Source organism: Polaromonas sp. OV174 (genome assembly GCF_900112285.1).
Classification (GTDB): Bacteria; Pseudomonadota; Gammaproteobacteria; order Burkholderiales; family Burkholderiaceae_C; genus Polaromonas.
In genome coordinates, this window is sequence record NZ_FOKZ01000012.1 from 90,462 (window position 1) to 106,922 (window position 16,461).

Here is a 16,461-nt window from a genome sequence, read left to right on the forward strand (position 1 = left end):
CTTGAGTAAAAGATCAGATCACATGGCAGTCAGCGGCAACCGCAGCTCCCCGTGCCGCCGCTGTGGCAGCCCGAGGCTTCAGGCTGTGGGGTTGCGGACGAAGTTGAAGCATCTGCGGCCAGCGTCGCGGGGTAGCCCGCAGCAGTCAAGGCTGTCACCAGAAAAGCGCCGTCTTGCGCCAGCTCACCACTTACCCGGACACGGCCAGACTGGAGATCGACATCCACGCTGCTGACACCTGGCAGCGGCTGCAGCGCCTGCGTGACGTGCTTGACGCATGAGCCGCAGTTCATGCCCTCGACTTGCAGATCAACGACGTTCATGTTTCCACTCCTTAAAAAATTAAACGCATACCGCCTGAAAAAATTCAGGTCATTTTTTTGACATCGAGTCAGCCGTCGGCTGGGCCTTGCCCATGCGAGGGATAAACCGGGGCGTGCGCCGGGCGTAGCGCTCGAAGACCTCGCCAAATTGCGCGCGCATCTCGGCCTCTTCAGTCAGCGCAAGGCGACCGTACATCACAAGCAAGACGGGGAACATGACCAGGGTCAGCAGCGTCGGCCACTGCAACAAGAAGCCCAGCAGGATCAGGACAAAACCCACGTACTGTGGATGGCGAATCACGGCATAAGGCCCGGTGGTCGCCAGCCCATGCTGGCGCTGTGCGTGGTACAGCACATTCCAGGCGCTGGACAGCAGGATGAACCCACAGGCCAGGAAGAGGTAGCTGGCGATATGCAGGACACCCAAGTGCGGGTTGCCTTTCTCGCCCAGCAAGGTCGACCACAGGTGACCGTTATCGTGGGAGAGAAGATCGAGCCCAGGATACCTGGTCTGCAGCCATCCTGACAGCAGGTAGATGGTCAATGGGAAGCCATACATCTCGACAAACAAGGCCACGACAAAAGCAGCAAAGGCGCCAAAGGTTCGCCAGTCCCGCGCCGTCGCCGGCTTGAAAAAACTGTAGGCAAACATGATGAAAACGGCCGAGTTGAGGACAACCAGCAGCCATAGCCCGTAGGCCGGTTGATCGTGGCTCATGTCGGATCTCCTGGCGAAGCTTGGCCTGGCTTGCCCGGTCGGTCTGGTTTTTCACCAGAGCCATGACCACGATGACCGTGATGCATGAACACATGCATCAGCGGACAGGCCAGAATCAGCAGGTAGGGCAGCACACCGAAGAAGTGGGCGCGGTGCTCGCTCAGCAGGAAAAATGCAGCGATGGTACCCAGAACGAGCAGGCCGATAGCGTAGCGCGAGCGCCAGAAGCCCTTGGGTTCCGAGCCATTCCGGGAAGGGTCGTGGTTCATTTGCTTCTCCCGAAATCCAGCGTTGATCAAGGCATCAGGCGATTGAGCAACCAGGCGAAAAATACTCCGGCAAGAAAAGCCCATATGCTGAGCACCAACAGTGCCGTCAGGAACCCGGCCCATAGAAATGGCTGCTGTTGCACCATGGGACTAAAGTCCATGCCATGAAAAAGGCTGTTCATGAAGCCGAGAAAGGGGCCGGGTGCGAGCGTCCAAGCCAGCGTACATAGGGCATAAAACAGCCCGACGGTGATGGCCAGCGCGAGGCCAGTACGAAGCGGTGTCATGGCATGGCTCCTTTATTTGGCCGGCGCCGCCGGCATCCGGTCCATCATCATTTTCATCATGGTCTGCATCATTTCCATGCGCTTTTCCATCATCTGCTGGCGCGGGCCCATGTCGCCACCCATGCCCGGCATGCCTTTCATGCTGCCCATGCCAGCGCCGGCCATGCCCTCCATCATGGCCATGCCGTCCTGCATGGTTTTCATGTGCTCGGCCATCAGCCTGCTGCGCTCTTCCGGGGTCTTGGCGCTCATCATCTTGTCGTGCATGGCCTGCATTGCTTTCATCTGTGCATCCATTTTGGCCATCTGCTCGGGTGCAGGCATGGTGCTGGCAGACGCTGTGCCCATGGGCATCATCGTCGGAGCAGTGTTGCAGGCGGTCAATGCAACTGCGGCAGTCAGGGCAAGGGCAAGGGGAATGAATCGAAATTGGGTCATGACAGACTCCTGGTTGGGTGGCAAAAAAGTGAAATGCGGCGTGTGCTGCAGGAAAGCATCGACGCGGGCGGGATGTCCAGATCTGCTTCGCGCGCCTGGGGGAAAAAGCAAATTGGATGGGGTGCGGACGCAGGCCGCAGAGCGCGAAGCTCAGTTCCTCAGCGTCGGGCGGCGGCTATATGGCCAGTCGCGAGAAGCGGACGCGTATGGGCAGCTTGGGCGTGGCCGGCTGCTTGACATCCATGTGGCGAAGCGTCGGAACTACAGGCGCCACGGTGTTCCAGAGAACCAGAACAAGCGGCGCCGGACCGGGATCGATCTGGGCGACCGTCGAGTCCTGCTTGGGCAAAGAGCGCGTGCCATCGTCGCAAACCTTGAGGCACGGCGCCTTGAAGTGCGACTCATCAACGCCATCGGCAACGGCCCCGGCGTGACCTGGCACAATCACGGACGCATGCGCAGCAGCTTCGGAAAATACAGCTGTGGCGATGTGGGAATGCGTTTGACGCGCTTCCAGCAGGCACGCATTCGCAACCCCTGAAGCCAGGGCAAACAGCCACACCAGCAACACCATGAATGCGGTGCTGCGCTTGGCGCGGGTGTTGGAAAAAAGCTTCATATTGATTGAAGTCTGAGAAATTTCATCGTACGCGCATATGACAACAAATAATTGATCCACGTCAATAAACGGGGCGTCAGCTTACAAGCTGGACAAGCAAAGGCCCAATCCATCAGCCCGAACAAGTCCAAACCAGGATTAAACCACTGCACAGTGTCGCCTCTAGAAGCGGTCTGATATGCGCTGAGTACCTCGCGACCGGCGCATCAGCAGGTACGCTGCCGGTATCACGAACATCGACAGCAGCGGCGCCATGATCATTCCGCCCACCATGGGCGCGGCGATGCGCTGCATGACTTCCCCGCGCCCCCCATGATGGGAAACAGACCGGCCAGAATGATCGCCACCGTGATCGCCTTGGGCCTCACGCATTTGCAAGAAAATGCGAAGGATCGATCTTTGCTTTCATCGATTGTCTTTATCAGCTTCGGCGCAGCCCTTGGGGCATTGCTCCGCTGGCAGATGGACACCAAGCTTAATACCTTGTTCCCATTTCTCCCGCCGGGTACGCTCGTCGCCAACTTGGTCGGAGGCTAGCCAACGAGCAGGACGCTCGCAGCATGCTGGTGCAACTGAGCCCCCAGGGGCTGGCGCTCATCAATTGCGCCGTCGAAGTGCACGTCGAGAAAGAGCGAGAGCTGTTGAGAGCGTTTGCGCCCGCCGCACTGGCCGAATTGGATTCTCATTTTTCCACATGGCTCAAGGCATTAGACGGTGGCGCTGGTGAAATTACTGAAGACGCCAACGGATGACCTTGGTGAATCCCCTATTGCGCCTGACCGCAAACGCTGCGTCGCGGTCGTCCCGGAAGGGCTGTTCGAACGGCAGCAACGGGTCGTATGCGGGTGGCGGAGTGTTCGAAATCTCCGCCTTATTGCTGACGGTCAGTGGGTAGAAGTCAATGTCGGGTATAGAGCGAGGATTTCGAATTGGTGTAGGTCAGCATCCAGTCTTGACCTGCCCATTGACGCAAATTCTCGGATGACCAGAGTTGGCCGATAGTACCAATTCGCTTTTTCGTGCTTGATCGGTGTATGTCACCATTTCAAATGGTCAAGACCAGAATTTTTTGGATTTACTGATCAACGATTACCGGCACAGATGATCAACTAGACCGGAATACGCAACTCTGCGCATTGCAGCAATAAATATACATTTGCCAATATGAGCTAAATCAAACATTAATCCCCCACTTGTGCATAAACTAATTCATGAAGATTCAATTCCTAGGCGCAACTGACACGGTCACCGGATCTAAATACCTGATTCGGTATGGTGAATCCACCGTGTTGGTCGATTGCGGCTTGTTCCAAGGCTACAAGCAACTGCGCTTGCGCAACTGGTCACCGCTGCCCCTGGCCCCGGCCGCCATTGATGCGGTGATCCTGACACATGCCCACATTGACCATAGCGGTTACCTGCCGCTTCTGGTGCGCCAGGGTTTCAAGGGGAAGGTGTTTTGCACTCCTGCCACGGCAGACCTGTGCCGCCTCCTGTTGCCCGACGCGGGCCATCTGCAGGAGGAAGAAGCCGAGTACGCAAACCGTCACAGCTTCTCAAAGCACGCCCCGGCTCAGCCTTTGTACACACGCGGGGATGCTGAGCGCTGCCTCAAGCAACTTCATCCGGTCCCCTATGGAAAACACTGGCAGCCAGCGCCAGGCCTGAACGCCAGCCTGACACCGTCGGGGCATATGCTCGGGGCCTCCTTTGTACAGTTGGACAACGGCTCGCGCTCCATCCTGTTTTCCGGGGACATCGGGCGACCGAACGACTATTTGCTTCACGCACCATCGCAGATGGACGGTGCCGACTACCTGGTGGTGGAGTCGACCTATGGCGACCGCCAGCACACGGACACGGACCCGCTGCTGGAGCTGGGCCAGGTAATCAATCGCACCTCAGCTCGCGGCGGCGTGGTGGTGATCCCGGCATTCGCCGTGGGGCGCGCTCAAACCCTGCTGCACTGCATCCGGTTGCTCAAGGACCAAGGTGTGATTCCCCAAAGCCTGCCGATTTACCTCAACAGCCCGATGGCCGCCGGCGCCACACAGTCCTACCTAAAACACCGGGCTGAACTGCGACTAAGCCCAGGGCAATGCGAGGCGATGGCAGATACGGCGCGTATCGTTCAGTCACCGGAAGAGTCACGCCAACTCAACAAGCGGCATGGCCCAATGGTCATCATTTCCGCCAGCGGCATGGCCACGGGTGGACGTGTGGTGCATCACCTCAAGGCCTTCGCACCTGACAAGCGCAACACCCTTTTATTCGCCGGCTTTCAGGCCGGCGGGACGCGCGGCGCCACCCTTGTCAGTGGTGCGTCCACGGTGCGCATTCATGGCGAGGACGTGCCTGTGCGTGCCGAGGTGGTCCAACTCGACGATCTGTCGGCTCATGCGGACGCCGTTGAAATCCTGGACTGGCTGCGGCGCTTCAAGTCCGCACCCAAGCAGACCTTCATTACCCACGGCGAACCGGCTGCCGCCGACGCCATGCGCCAGCGCATTGAGCGCGAACTGCACTGGGCCTGCCACATGCCCTTCTACCTGGAGACGTTTGATCTCGTGTGAGCAACTCAAGGTTCAACGCAGGCCACACCAACCGGCACGTAAGTCAGTAACTAGGGCTGAGCGGCCACCTCTGACGTGCGCACGACCAACACCGGCACCGAGGCGTGCCGAATGATCTGTTCGGCATCGCTGCCCAGTAGCACCCGACCGATACCGCGCCGGCCATGGGAGCCCAGAACGATTAAATCCGCATTGGCGCGCCTGGCCTGCTCGGTCACGTGGTCGAAGATCCGGCCTGAGCCGCCCTCGATCAGCACGCTGTCTGCGCTCACGCCTTGGTCCATGGCCCTTTGCCGGCCATCTGCCAGCAGCTTTTCGCCCGCGGCACGCATCAGCGGGATGATTTCGTTGATGTAGTTCATCGCCGACTCGAAGCCGTTGACATAACTGAGTTCATCTACCACATGGATCAGCCGCAAGCGCGCACCGGTCAGTCGGGCCAGGCGAATGGCTTCGTCGAGCGCCTTGTCCGATGTGAGGCTGCCGTCGATAGGCACAAGAATCTGCTGGTATATAGACATTGCTCCTCCGGAGGTAAATGGATATCAGCGCAGCGACAAGCGCAGCGACACGGTCTCTTGCGAAGGGTTGGCAGAAACTTCGAAGCCAGCAAGCCGCGCCAGAGCGGCCATTCCCCGGTTATCTGGCAGGCATTGCCCAATAATTTCGGCCGCGCCGCGCTCGCGCAGGTAGCAGGTCAACTTGTCCAGAAGCAGACGACCCAAGCCCTTGCCTTGCCAGCTGGACGCTACCTGGATTGCAAATTCAGCCCTCAGATTGTCCGGGTCGCATATGGCTCGCACTTCTGCCACCATGGCCAGTTCGCCAGATTCCCCAGTTGCTAGCGCGATAAAGGTCATCTCCCGGTCATAGTCGATCTGGCTGTAGCGTGCCAACTCGGAATGCGGCACTTCGCGCCGCGACATGAAAAAGCGCAAGCGCATGTCGGAGGGCGAAGCCTTGGCGTAGAAGGCCATCAGGCGCTGACCATCTTCGGGGCGGATGGGGCGCAACTGCAGGTAGTGCCCTGCCAGTTGGACACGCTCTTCCAGCATCGACGGATATGGACGGATAGCAAGCCGGCTGCCCTCCCCCGCAGGCACCGACCGTAGCTTGATGCGTGCATCCAGCGCCAACACGCCCCGTTCGTCGACCAGTAGGGGGTTGATGTCGAGTTCGGCCAGCCAGGGCAGATCGCAGGCCATCTGCGACACTTTTAGCAGCGTTGCCAGTAACGCCTGCTCGTCCGCAGCCGGACGGCCGCGGTAGCCGGCCAGCAAGGGCCCAAGCCGGCTCTGGGCGATCAGGTCACGCGCCAGACTGGCATTGAGGGGCGGCAGGGCAACCGCATGATCCTTGCGCAACTCGACGGCAGTGCCGCCCTCGCCTAAAAGCAGGACCGGACCGAACACGGCATCGGTGGCGATGCCTACGATCAGTTCGTGAGCGCCAGGGCGCTGAGCCATGGCCTGCACAGTAAAGCCCAGCACCACTGCGTGTGGCTGCAAGCGCATGACTTGCTCGGACATCTGTGCGGCCGCAGCCCTGACAGCTTCGGCGCACGCCAGGGCGAGCGCAACACCGCCGACGTCGGACTTGTGGATGATCTGCGGCGAAACAATCTTCAGGGCCACGGGGTAGCCGATCTGGCTGGCCGCGGCAACCGCCTCCTCCACGTCGCTGACCTTCATGGTTTCAATGGTGGGGATGCCGTAGGCGCGCAGTAGTTGCTGGGCCTGTGCCCCGTCCAGCCATTCGCGGCCGTCATGCAGTGCCTGCTCGAACAGCGCCAGGGCTTGCGCCCGGTCTGGCGTGAAGTCTTCCAGCGTGGCCGGGGGAATTTGTTGCAGGGCTTCCTGGTTGCGCGCATGACTGAGCAACTGCAGCCATGCCGCCGTGGCGCGTTCAGGCGTGCTGTAGGAAGCGATGCCTGCCTGCGCGCTGGATTGACGCGCCAGCGCCACCGCCGCACCACCCAGCCAGCAGGTCAATACCGGCTTGACTGACTCCCGCATCATCGGCAGGCAGGCAAGCGCAATGTCACTTGCCGGAACGATGGCCGTCGGCGCATGCATGAACAACACGGCATCAACATCGGGCGCGGCCAGCAGTACGCGCAGCGCGTCCTGGTAACGGCTGACGGGCGCGTCACCGATGATGTCTATTGGGTTGCCATGTGACCACGAGGCCGGCAGGCATTGGTCAAGGCCGCCCATTGTCTGCTCGCTCAGTCGGGCGAGCCTGCCCCCGCCCAGTTCCAGCGCATCAGCCGCCAGCACACCGGCGCCGCCGCCATTGGTGAGAATGCTCAGCCGTTCGCCCAGCCAGGGCCGGGCATGGGCCAGGGTTTCGGCGGCGTCGAACAGCGCCTCGAGTGTGTCGACCCGCAGCATGCCGGCCCGCCTGACGGCAGCGTCGAACACCGCGTCAGAACCCGCCAGGGCGCCGGTGTGCGAGGCAGCGGCCCGGGCCCCATCGGGTGCGCGTCCGGCCTTGACCACGATCACAGGCTTGTTGCGAGAAGCCGCACGCGCTGCAGACATGAACTTTCGCGCAGCCTTGATTGACTCCGCATACATCAAGATGGCCCGGGTCCCGCCATCGCTGGCCAGGTAGTCGATGACATCCCCGAAATCCACGTCGGCGCTGTCTCCCAGCGAGATAAAGTGCGAAAAGCCTATGCCCCGGCTATTAGCCCAATCCAGCATGGCTGTTGCCAGCGCGCCCGACTGGGTCACGAAGGCCAGCCGGCCCGGCTGAGCATTGCCAGGCGCAAAGCTGGCGTTAAGGCCTGCGCCGGGTACCAGCGCGCCAATGCAGTTAGGCCCCAGGATGCGCAGGAGGTGCGGCCGCGCCGCGTCCAGCATCTCCTGCTCTAGCGAAGGCCCATCCTTGACCGCCGGCTGTTTCAGCCCTGCCGTGAGCACGATGGCGGCGCGCGTGCCCTTGCGGCCCAGGGCGGCGATGAGTTCCGGCACTGTGGCCGCTGGCGTGCAAATCACGGCCAGGTCTGGTGCCTGCGGTAGAGAATCGATATCGGGCCAGGCTTGCTCGCCTCCGACGCTCACATGCCTCGCGTTGACAGGCCAGACCGGCCCCTGGAATCCACCGAGCTTGAGGTTGCGCAACACAACCGACCCGACGCTGCCCTTACGGTCGGAGGCACCGATCACGGCCACCGAGGTGGGTTGAAACAGGGCCTCGAGATTACGTACGCTCATGAATATCCTTCGCGCAGATGGGCTGCACCGCTTGATGGTTTCAGCTTAATGCAAGGACAACGTCCGCACTTGCGCCAGATCAAGGACCTAACGCCTGTGCGTCTGAAAATGGGCAAACAGCATCAAGGAACTTCCCCATGGACACTTACAACCCTAGCTTGGCCCCACGATTCAGTCAACTGCTTGCCCAACGCGAGGCAGAATTACGCGCCATGCTGCGCGTCGCCGGAAATCTGGGTGGCCAGGAGGAAGATGCCACCTTGAATGAGGTCGTGGACTTCAAGGATGTAGCCACAGAACAGGCACTGTCCACGATCAGCGAGGCCAAGGCTGAATATGCAGCCCATGAGCTGGAGCAGGTTCTAGCTGCGCTTAGCCGCTTGAAAGACATTAACCACGGCAACGCTCTGGACTTTGGCCGTTGCCTGGACTGCGGCGAAGCCATCGATCTACGACGACTCACGGCGCTTCCGGCCACACCCTATTGCACCGCATGCCAGACCATTCACGAGCAAGCGCGGCCACAAGCATTGCGCTTTTGATCCCGTTACCGCCAACCACCCCGAAGGAACCTCCATGAATACCCAAACCTCCCGTACCGTCCCGTCCATCGAGGCAAGCAGCGCTGGACTCTCGTCCTGGAGTCTGCTGGCCGATCTCGGTCGCCAACAGTTTATTCTGGCGACTGAAAGTGCATGTGCCGTATTCCGTGGCTCCGAAACCATTCGTAAAATCCAGCAGCAAGCCGCGCATCATGCTGCATTGCAGCATGATGCGGCCGCACAGAAACTGCGCAACCAAAGCGGACCCTCCGATTTATTGGTCATCCAGGCGGATTTGATGCTGTCGAATCTGCAAGGCGCAACGCAGTATTGGCAACAGTTAGCCGCCGCAATGATCAAGACACAGGTCGACATGGCTGCTTGCACAAGTCAGGTGCTCCAAACAGCACCCGAGTATGGCCTAAAGCCCGCACTCGAAGCCTGACAATCGGATTTATACAATTCGCTGAACGGTTCGACAAACCAGGCAAGCACTCAACACTAAGCGGCCGCTGGCTTCAATTCAGGTCCACATAACGGCCTAGTGCAGCCAGGGGCGATCCTTTGAGCAACAGTGCCTTGATCTGTGTAAAGCAAAAAGGCCTGGGCCGTGGCGCTGAACGGCGGCGCATGCCATTCACGCCGCAAAAGCGCTTGTCCTGCAGTGGCGGCTCCACACATGAAGCGCATTCGCCTTGCCAGGATTGCGTCGCCTACTGCAGCCAGAGAAGCGACTTGTGCATGGCACTGGCGGTCAAGTCGGCCTGTTTGGACGGCGAGGTCAGCAGATGGCTGAACCCGTCAGCATAGGCCAGGGCGACCGAGGCCGGCGAAATCCCATGAGCCATCCTGGCCAGCCATAGCTTGATCGGCAGGCCCATCGGGGCCGGAGCGTGTCCCTGGGGACGGGAGTTGTAAAGCGCCATGAAAGTTCCTCTTTCGGGGCGGACTCAACCGGACCTTGATGTCGCATGCTCTACCTGCCGAACCTGGCCAGGTGAATATTTGATCCAATTCGACCAACACGTGGCAAAGCAAAGCCGCCAGCCTGCATGCAGCCCGTCGTCCCAGGCACGACGCCCCCATGCGCTAGTCCCTGGCCCCAGCACCAGGCAGCCAGGCAGCCAGGCAGCCAGGCAGCGGGTGTCCGTATGGCGCGTGCTTACAACAAATCAATGAAAACGTATGGTCCATTTGGACCATACGAGGGGATTCATTTGTGATTTTCTCAAAATATGAAACTTCATGTTACAGAATGGCTGGTTCGAATGATCTCAGGCCATGTTCGAGTCCTTTCCCCTCGCTGTGTGCACCAGCGCTGAATTGAACAATTTCATGGCGATGTGCCGACCCGGGAATGAGCCATCCGCAACATCGGTTTTTGTGGCTGGCTATGGCTAATCTGAGTGTGGGACCTGATCACTTTGAGATTGGCGCTCCTGGTCAAATTCAGGTCCGCACCAACAGGCAAGGCGCTCATTTAGCAGCTTTTTTGGGAATCTCTCACAGATTTTCACATTGGCTTTTATTGCACTTGGTTTCAAATTTAAAGACGGACGGTGATGAGCAGTTATTCAAACGGTCTTGGGCTAACACTGGGCGGCATAGCCCTGCTGATGGGCGCAGGCCTTGGCGCCCTGGTTCACGCCTGGTGGCTGCGGCGGACCGCACGCATGCGTCGCCGCATTCCCAAACACTGGCCTTTGCGCCAGCGACTGGTCGCCAGTAACGAGGAACGCAAGGTCTGGCGCTGGCTCAGCTTGGCCTTTCCGGACCATTCGGTGATGGTCAAGATGCCTGTGACGCGCTTCACGCTGCCGATCACGAAGGACCTCGGCCTGCACTGGTTTGAACTGCTCAGCGTCTTGTATTGCACCTTCACCATCACCACCACCGCCGACGGTCGGGTCATCGGTTGCGTGGACGTCGCAGGCCAGCGGCGCCTTCCCAGCAAGAACCGCATCCTCAAGGAAACGCTGCTCAACCAGTGCGGCATCGCCTACATCGTGATGGACGCGGCCGATCTGCCTAGCCTGGATGACATGCGCCGTGAGTTCTTGGGTGACATGGCATTCGTGCCGCAGGACCGTGAAAATGAGCGTAACCAAGCTGCCATCATTTCGGCCAGTACCAGCCTGCGCGAATCCCTGACGCGTCAGCGCAAGACCCGCGACAGCGGCCAGACGCCAAACGGTGACGATCACCATGATTCCCTTGACCCCAACGACTCCAGCTCTTTTCCCACCCTGTGGCAGCACAACTCCTTCATCATGCCGCTCGATAGTCGCAAGAGCGAGTTGCACTAGCTGTGAAGAGTCAAGAGGCTATTTTCGAGAGTGATTGAGTCGGGACCTGGGTGCAACACCTCTGATGCCTTGGTGTGGACGGTGCCAGTTCTGGTGATGATTTCAGTGATCCAAGGCAACTTCATGCGCCTGGCAACGCGGAAGCAACGAGATCACGAACGGGCTACTCAGGCAGTACCTGCCGAAGGGCGTCGATATTTCGGGTTACTCACAGGCTCAGCTCAATGCGATCGCGCGACAATTGAACGAGAGGCCGAGTACGACGCTCGGCTTCCACACGCCCGCTGAGATGTTCAGCGAATCTGTTGCATCGACCGGTTGAATCCGCTGGTGGTAACAGCCACCCATGCCGAATGGTTCCACCCGCGCCGTGTTCACGGCTTGCGCCAAATCAATTACCAGCCCGTAATTTTCACTCGCCGAAAGGAGGATTGCTTACGATGTAGGCATGCTGCCGACCACCATGCTTGCCATGACTGTTGACCCCACCGGCCGGCAGTTGCTGGCCGCGCGCAAGCCTTTTCCGAAAGCCGGCGACAACGATCTGGTGGTCCGCGTACTCGCCTGCGGGGTCTGCCGCACCGACTTGCACATCATCGACGGCGATTTGCCACCGCGGCATCCCCTGGTGATCCCAGGGCATGAAGTGGTCGGACAAGTCGTGGCCCTCGGTTCAAAGGCCAAACGGTTCACTATCGGGCAGCGCGTGGGCATTCCCTGGCTTGGAGGAAGCTGCGCTTGCTGCGCGTTCTGCATGATGGGCAGGGAAAACCTTTGCGACCAGCCGGTCTTCACCGGCTATGACCGGGATGGCGGTTTCGCCGAATACGCGGCTGCCGACGAACGCTACTGTTTTTTACTGCCAGAGTGTTACGACCATGTCCATGCTGCGCCCTTGCTATGCGCCGGGCTGATCGGCTTTCGCGCCTGGCGCCTCGCCGGTGCGGACACGCCGCGCCGGCTGGGTCTGTATGGCTTTGGCGCCGCAGCTCACATCATCTGCCAGCTTGCCGTTCTCCGGGGGCAAGAAGTATTTGCCTTCACACGGGCTGGCGACCAGGCCGGACAGAACTTTGCGCGCAGCCTGGGCGCGGCCTGGGCCGGCCCCTCCCATGAGCCGGCTCCGACCCTGCTGGATGCAGCGCTGATCTTCGCGCCCGCCGGCGAGCTGGTGCCAGCCGCCCTGGCCGCCACGCGAAAAGGCGGCACCGTGGTCTGCGCCGGCATCCACATGAGCGCCATCCCGTCCTTCGACTACCAACTGCTCTGGGGCGAGCGGGTGCTCAAATCGGTCGCCAACCTCACCCGCACGGACGGCGATGCCTTCTTCAGCCTGGTGGGCGAGTTATCGCTAAAAACCCATGTGCAGACCTTCGCGCTGCAGGATGCCAACGCCGCAGTACAGGCGCTTCGCAACGGATCCGTGAACGGCGCTGCAGTACTCGTGCCCTGACCCCCCTCAGCTAGCGCCCCGACCCATCCGGCCCATCCACTCTTGCGCCATGCACCTCGCCTATCCGTCCGCCTTCGTCAGCGCGCTGGCTCTAACACTACACGCCGAACTCATAGAAACGCACATTTCCTGGATACTGCTGGCCGGCGATACCGCTTACAAGATCAAGAAGCCGGTGCGCCTGCCGTTCATCAACTACGGCACGCTGCAAGCGCGGCAGCATTTTTGCGAAGAAGAAGTGCGCTTGAACAGCAGGCTTGCGCCGTCACTGTACCTCGGCGTCACGCGCATCACCGGTACATACCGGGCCCCCACGCTAGACGGCCCCGGGCCGGTGCTGGAGTATACGGTGCGCATGCGCCGCTTCGCGCCCGGCGCACTGTTTGATGAACAACTCGCAGCCGGAACTCTGCGCGCCCAGGCGGTTGACCGTCTGGCCGAACTGCTAGCCGATTTTCATGATCACGCGCCGCGTGCCGACCCAGCCTGCGCCTTTGCGACCGCCGAGCAACGGCGCACCAGTGTGTTGGCGGCGCTGGAGGGTGCGCGACTGCTCGCCAGCAAATCCGAACACGCACTGCTGCGCGCCTGGCTGGACACCGAGACCCACGCGCTTATGCCGCTGTGGTCTTCCCGCAAGGCCGAGGGACGCGTGCGCGAATGTCATGGCGACCTGCACTTGGCCAATGTGGTGAGCCTGGATGGCGGCATCGCGGCGTTCGACTGCATCGAGTTCGACCCGGCGCTGCGCTGGATAGACGTGCTTGACGATGCGGCATTTGTCGTCATGGATTTCGCCGCCCACGGCCGGCGTGACTTTGCATTTCGTTTCATCAACGGGTGGCTAGACCGGACCGGCGACCATGGCGCCCTGCCCTCGCTTCGTTATTCGGTCGTTTACCGGGCGCTGGTGCGAGCCCAGGTGGAAAGCCTGCGCGGCGAAAAGCGCGCCGCCGCTGCGCGGCACTATCTGAAGACTGCGCTGGCCTGGGCGACGCCTGGCGAGGCACGGCTCTATATCACCCACGGCCTGCCGGGTTCGGGCAAGACTTTCGAGTCGCAAAGGCTGCTGGAGCAACAAGGCGCGATCCGGCTGCGCTCGGACGTCGAACGCAAGCGCCTGTTCGGGCTCGGAATGCTAGAGGATTCGCACACCAGGGGGTTGAACCTGTATGAGGCTGAAGCGACCGCACGCACCTACGCACACTTGTTCAGACAGGCCCGCATGACGCTACAGGCAGGTTACCCGGTGATCCTCGACGCCGCGTTCCTGCGCCGCGCGGAGCGAGGCCAGGCGCTCGCGCTCGCACGTGAACTTGACGTGCCGTTCCTCATCGTGGCTTGCGAGGCGCCCTTGCCAGTTCTGAGAACGCGCCTGCTGGCCCGCAGGGGTGATTCGTCCGAGGCTGACGTCGCCGTGCTGGAGCGAATGCTGGCGCTTGCAGAGCCGCTCACCAGCGACGAGCTTGCCTTTGTACTCACAGGCGGCCGATCTTGATGAAACTCAAGGTTGGCCACTTCGGGGCGGATGAAAACAATCCCCGGCTATTCATTTGAGCCATATCAACCTCTGCTCAGCAGGCCATGCCAGACGCCAATGGCTTGCGCAATATCAAATGCCTGCCCGGCCATTGCCATAGAGTTGATTTGCCTGCTGCATCGTGCAAAGGCACTCAACACGACTCAAGGAGAGCCTATTCATGAAAACGGATTCTCAACTAAAAGCAGAAGTCACGACGGAACTCGCGTGGGACGCGGCCATCAACCCCGTTGGCATTGGCGTGATGGTCAAAAATGGTGTCGTCACCCTGAGCGGACACCTTGACACATTTGCAGAAAAACACGCTGTGGAACGGGCTGTACGCCGCGTTGCCGGCGTACGCGGCATCGCCCTTGAATTGGACGTCAAACTGTCCGCTGAACACAAGCGCAGTGATTCCGAAATTGCTCAAGTTGCAAGTTCTGCTTTGCGCTGGAGCTCATTGGTTCCCGACGAGCGCATCAAGGTGGAAGTCGAGAATGGCTGGGTCACCTTGACTGGCGAGGTCGACTGGAGCTATCAGCTCACCAGTGCCGAAAACAGCATACGCCCGCTTCTGGGTGTTCGTGGACTGACCAACCAGGTCACCATCAAGCCTCATGTCAGCTCCAAGAACATAGGTGCGGACATCACTGCGGCGCTGACGCGACAGGCCATACGGGAGAGCCAACACATAGGCATCGGGGTCGATGGCGATGTGGTGACACTGAAAGGCAAGGTTCACTCGTTGGCCGAACGCGATGCCGCCATCGGTGCTGCATTCATGGCGCGCGGGGTTTCCCGCGTGGTGGACAAACTGGAGATCAGCGCCTAGCGTGCTGGCTTTTTTAACTTAACTCAACTGACGAGGACCATCATGACAACCCATCTGCGTGTGCTTGATCCCGGTTTTCCCGCATCCTTTGAATCAGCCCTGCACCGACTTTTCTCCCCCACCCAATTCGACCTGGGCGTCCAGCCCTTGCAGATGCGGCTGGATGTCTCTGAAAAAGACAATGCCTACCAGGTCAAAGCGGATCTTCCCGGCGTCAAAAAAGAAGATATCAATGTTCGCATCGATGGCAATGTCGTGCAGATTGATGCGGAAATAAAGCAGGAGAAAGAAACCAAAGGCGACGGCGGAAAAGTACTGCGTAGCGAACGCTATTACGGTAGTGTTTCGCGTAACTTCAGTCTTTCCCAGGACGTAGATGACAGCAAGGCGCAAGCCAGGTATGCCGATGGCGTGCTAACCCTGGACCTGCCGAAGAAAGCCACCTCCGCATCCAAGAAAGTGACGGTACAGTAATGAAGCTGACCGCGTTTTGGCTACGCCATCACGCGGCCACCAGACGCCGAGCTACCAAACCTACGGTCATATGCGCTGATCTCTGTCCAGATCATGGATGGCCGGCGCGAGCTCAATACATGTGCTGGCCACCATTGATCGACAGGTTGGCACCAGTGATAAAGGCGGCACGCTCCGAGGCGAGGTAGGCGACCAACTCCGCAACTTCCGCCGGCTCTCCGAGCCGGCCAACTGGAATCTCGGGCAGGATCCGCTCCTGCATCACGTCGGGCGGCACCTTTTCGACCATGCGCGTGCGCAAATAGCCGGGAGAGACGGTATTGACCGTGATGTGCTTGCCAGCGAATTCGATCGCCATCGACTTCGTGAAGCCGTGAATGCCAGCTTTCGATGCCGCGTAGTTGGCCTGGCCAAAAGCGCCACGCTGGCTATTGACAGACGATATGTTGATAATGCGCCCCCATCCAAGCGAGAGCATGTCCTCTATGACCTGTTTGCTCATATTGAACATTGAATCAAGGTTGGTTCTTAGGACCGTATCCCACGCTTGCTGCGTCATTTTCCTGAAACTCGCATCACGGGTAATGCTTGCATTGTTGACCAGAACCGACACGGGGCCATGCTGCTGGTGGATGGATTCCACTGCAGCAGCGCAGGAATCAAAACGGGCAACGTCAACCTCGACCGCCGTGAAGTGGTAGCCTAGCAACTGCTGTGCCTCCAGCCAGGCGCCGACCTGCCTATTTTCCGGTGAATGCATGGACATAACGGCATAGCCGTCGTCGGCCAGCCGCCTGCAAATGGCCTCCCCCAGGCCGCCCATCCCGCCGGTCACCACGGCGATGCGCTGTGTCGTTGTCATAGGAAATTCTTTCGAAAATATG

20 protein-coding genes and 3 pseudogenes are annotated in these 16,461 nt (G+C 60.0%); 11 read left to right on the top strand and 12 right to left on the bottom strand.

Annotated features, from left to right (window positions below):
- Positions 1 to 29 precede the first annotated feature (29 nt).
- From BM160_RS12335 to BM160_RS23155, 7 genes and pseudogenes are all read right to left on the bottom strand, one after another.
- Entirely contained in the window at positions 30 to 323 is a 294-nt protein-coding gene (locus BM160_RS12335; RefSeq protein WP_092005628.1) for a heavy-metal-associated domain-containing protein, read from the bottom strand.
- 49 nt (positions 324 to 372) lie between these two features.
- A complete protein-coding gene (locus tag BM160_RS12340; RefSeq protein ID WP_092005631.1) occupies positions 373 to 1,041 on the bottom strand; it encodes a methyltransferase family protein in 669 nt (222 codons plus the stop codon).
- A complete protein-coding gene (locus tag BM160_RS12345; protein ID WP_092005634.1) occupies positions 1,038 to 1,310 on the bottom strand; it encodes a DUF2933 domain-containing protein in 273 nt (90 codons plus the stop codon). Before BM160_RS12345 ends, BM160_RS12340 begins: the two co-directional genes overlap by 4 nt.
- Before the next feature lie 26 nt (positions 1,311 to 1,336).
- The gene (locus BM160_RS12350) at positions 1,337 to 1,597 is read right to left on the bottom strand and encodes a DUF5676 family membrane protein (RefSeq protein ID WP_092005637.1); all 261 of its coding nucleotides are present in this window, start codon (positions 1,595 to 1,597) and stop codon (positions 1,337 to 1,339) included.
- Positions 1,598 to 1,609: 12 nt separating this feature from the next.
- The gene (locus BM160_RS12355) at positions 1,610 to 2,035 is read right to left on the bottom strand and encodes a hypothetical protein (RefSeq protein WP_092005641.1); all 426 of its coding nucleotides are present in this window, start codon (positions 2,033 to 2,035) and stop codon (positions 1,610 to 1,612) included.
- Between the two features lie 175 nt (positions 2,036 to 2,210).
- Complete coding sequence (locus BM160_RS12360) at positions 2,211 to 2,654, bottom strand: hypothetical protein (protein ID WP_255368856.1); 444 nt, start codon at positions 2,652 to 2,654, stop codon at positions 2,211 to 2,213.
- Between the two features lie 162 nt (positions 2,655 to 2,816).
- Positions 2,817 to 3,022 (bottom strand): annotated as a pseudogene (locus BM160_RS23155) (hypothetical protein); the annotation flags it as partial.
- Between BM160_RS23155 and BM160_RS22625 the strand changes: the two are divergent.
- From BM160_RS22625 to BM160_RS12375, 3 genes are all read left to right on the top strand, one after another.
- The gene (locus BM160_RS22625; protein ID WP_092005644.1) at positions 2,991 to 3,191 is read left to right on the top strand and encodes a CrcB family protein; all 201 of its coding nucleotides are present in this window, start codon (positions 2,991 to 2,993) and stop codon (positions 3,189 to 3,191) included. The pseudogene BM160_RS23155 and the gene BM160_RS22625 overlap by 32 nt on opposite strands.
- A gap of 23 nt (positions 3,192 to 3,214) precedes the next feature.
- Positions 3,215 to 3,406: a hypothetical protein gene (locus BM160_RS22255; RefSeq protein WP_143093245.1), complete on the top strand. Its 192-nt coding sequence runs from the start codon at positions 3,215 to 3,217 to the stop codon at positions 3,404 to 3,406.
- A 459-nt stretch (positions 3,407 to 3,865) separates the two neighbouring features.
- Positions 3,866 to 5,227, top strand: a complete 1,362-nt coding sequence (locus tag BM160_RS12375; protein ID WP_092005647.1) for an MBL fold metallo-hydrolase RNA specificity domain-containing protein — start codon at positions 3,866 to 3,868, stop codon at positions 5,225 to 5,227.
- A gap of 50 nt (positions 5,228 to 5,277) precedes the next feature.
- Here BM160_RS12375 and BM160_RS12380 read toward each other — a convergent pair whose 3' ends face one another.
- Together BM160_RS12380 and BM160_RS12385 are read right to left on the bottom strand one after the other, a co-directional pair.
- Complete coding sequence (locus BM160_RS12380) at positions 5,278 to 5,748, bottom strand: universal stress protein (protein ID WP_092005650.1); 471 nt, start codon at positions 5,746 to 5,748, stop codon at positions 5,278 to 5,280.
- A gap of 24 nt (positions 5,749 to 5,772) precedes the next feature.
- On the bottom strand, positions 5,773 to 8,448 hold the full coding sequence (locus BM160_RS12385) for a bifunctional acetate--CoA ligase family protein/GNAT family N-acetyltransferase (RefSeq protein ID WP_092005653.1): 2,676 nt from the start codon (positions 8,446 to 8,448) through the stop codon (positions 5,773 to 5,775).
- 137 nt (positions 8,449 to 8,585) lie between these two features.
- Here BM160_RS12385 and BM160_RS12390 point away from each other — a divergent pair, with 137 nt between their 5' ends.
- Complete coding sequence (locus BM160_RS12390) at positions 8,586 to 8,990, top strand: TraR/DksA family transcriptional regulator (protein ID WP_092005656.1); 405 nt, start codon at positions 8,586 to 8,588, stop codon at positions 8,988 to 8,990.
- Positions 8,991 to 9,024: 34 nt separating this feature from the next.
- On the top strand, positions 9,025 to 9,435 hold the full coding sequence (locus BM160_RS12395) for a phasin family protein (protein ID WP_092005659.1): 411 nt from the start codon (positions 9,025 to 9,027) through the stop codon (positions 9,433 to 9,435).
- Positions 9,436 to 9,703: 268 nt separating this feature from the next.
- On the opposite strand, the gene BM160_RS12400 is transcribed toward BM160_RS12395, so the two are convergent.
- Positions 9,704 to 9,916 carry a poly-beta-hydroxybutyrate polymerase N-terminal domain-containing protein gene (locus BM160_RS12400; RefSeq protein WP_092005661.1) on the bottom strand — a complete coding sequence of 71 codons (213 nt, stop codon included), beginning with the start codon at positions 9,914 to 9,916 and terminating at the stop codon, positions 9,704 to 9,706.
- Positions 9,917 to 10,552: 636 nt separating this feature from the next.
- Between BM160_RS12400 and BM160_RS12405 the strand changes: the two genes are divergently transcribed.
- Complete coding sequence (locus BM160_RS12405) at positions 10,553 to 11,296, top strand: DUF2726 domain-containing protein (protein ID WP_092005664.1); 744 nt, start codon at positions 10,553 to 10,555, stop codon at positions 11,294 to 11,296.
- On the opposite strand, the pseudogene BM160_RS22955 reads toward BM160_RS12405, so the two are convergent.
- Positions 11,293 to 11,395, bottom strand: a pseudogene (locus BM160_RS22955) (IS481 family transposase); the annotation flags it as partial. The gene BM160_RS12405 and the pseudogene BM160_RS22955 sit on opposite strands and share 4 nt — an antisense overlap.
- Positions 11,396 to 11,426: 31 nt before the next feature.
- Between BM160_RS22955 and BM160_RS12410 the strand changes: the two are divergent.
- The 5 genes and pseudogenes from BM160_RS12410 to BM160_RS12430 form a co-directional block, all read left to right on the top strand.
- Positions 11,427 to 11,618 (top strand): annotated as a pseudogene (locus BM160_RS12410) (transposase); the annotation flags it as partial.
- 141 nt (positions 11,619 to 11,759) lie between these two features.
- Positions 11,760 to 12,749, top strand: coding sequence for a zinc-dependent alcohol dehydrogenase family protein (locus tag BM160_RS12415; protein ID WP_092005831.1), 990 nt, complete (start codon positions 11,760 to 11,762; stop codon positions 12,747 to 12,749).
- 49 nt (positions 12,750 to 12,798) lie between these two features.
- A complete protein-coding gene (locus BM160_RS12420) occupies positions 12,799 to 14,247 on the top strand; it encodes a bifunctional aminoglycoside phosphotransferase/ATP-binding protein (protein ID WP_092005667.1) in 1,449 nt (482 codons plus the stop codon).
- A gap of 202 nt (positions 14,248 to 14,449) precedes the next feature.
- Positions 14,450 to 15,103 (top strand): BON domain-containing protein, encoded by a 654-nt coding sequence (locus tag BM160_RS12425; RefSeq protein WP_092005670.1) that lies wholly within the window; start codon positions 14,450 to 14,452, stop codon positions 15,101 to 15,103.
- Between the two features lie 42 nt (positions 15,104 to 15,145).
- On the top strand, positions 15,146 to 15,577 hold the full coding sequence (locus BM160_RS12430; protein WP_092005672.1) for an Hsp20/alpha crystallin family protein: 432 nt from the start codon (positions 15,146 to 15,148) through the stop codon (positions 15,575 to 15,577).
- Between the two features lie 112 nt (positions 15,578 to 15,689).
- On the opposite strand, the gene phbB is transcribed toward BM160_RS12430, so the two are convergent.
- Positions 15,690 to 16,439 (bottom strand): acetoacetyl-CoA reductase, encoded by a 750-nt coding sequence (gene phbB, locus BM160_RS12435; protein ID WP_092005675.1) that lies wholly within the window; start codon positions 16,437 to 16,439, stop codon positions 15,690 to 15,692.
- Between the last annotated feature and the right edge of the window lie 22 nt (positions 16,440 to 16,461).